This window comes from Streptococcus sp. 2100 (assembly GCF_013276335.1).
Classification (GTDB): domain Bacteria; phylum Bacillota; class Bacilli; order Lactobacillales; family Streptococcaceae; genus Streptococcus; species Streptococcus pseudopneumoniae.
Window position 1 is genome coordinate 1 of sequence record NZ_VMKV01000099.1, and the last position, 566, is coordinate 566.

The following is a 566-nucleotide window of genomic DNA, read 5'->3' on the forward strand; positions in this document are numbered from 1 at the left end:
AAGTTTGCTGATGGAAGTATAAAAGAGTTTAAACATAATATACCTAAAGGATGGGCCATAGTTTATTTACCAGACATTTGTGCATTAGAGGACGGCTCAATAAAAAGAGGTCCTTTTGGTAGTTCTATAACAAAGTCAATGTTTGTTCCGAAAGGAGAACATACATATAAGGTTTATGAACAAGGTAATGCTATAAGAAAAACTATAGATTATGGAGACTATTGGTTAAAAGAGAGTGATTATATACGTTTAAAAAATTTTTCAATAAAAGCAGGAGATATTTTAATATCTTGTGCAGGTACTATTGGAGAAATCTTTCAAATACCTTCAAATTATTATAATGGAGTTATAAATCAAGCATTATTAAAACTTACGTTAAACTCAGATATAATAGATTCACAGTATTTTAAATGGATGTTTACGAGTTTGATTAATACACTAAAAGAGCATTCTATAGGTTCAGCGATAAAAAATTTAGCTTCAATAAAATTTTTAAAATATGAAGTTCCTATGTTATTGCCTCCACTATCCGAACAACAACGAATAGTAGAAGCAATCGAATCAGC

General features: G+C 29.3%; 1 protein-coding gene. It reads left to right on the forward strand.

Features of this window, described 5'->3' with window-relative positions; translation table 11 throughout:
* Positions 1-566, forward strand: a 566-nt coding sequence (locus HT669_RS10605; RefSeq protein WP_172933705.1) for a restriction endonuclease subunit S, incomplete at both ends; no start/stop codon positions are given.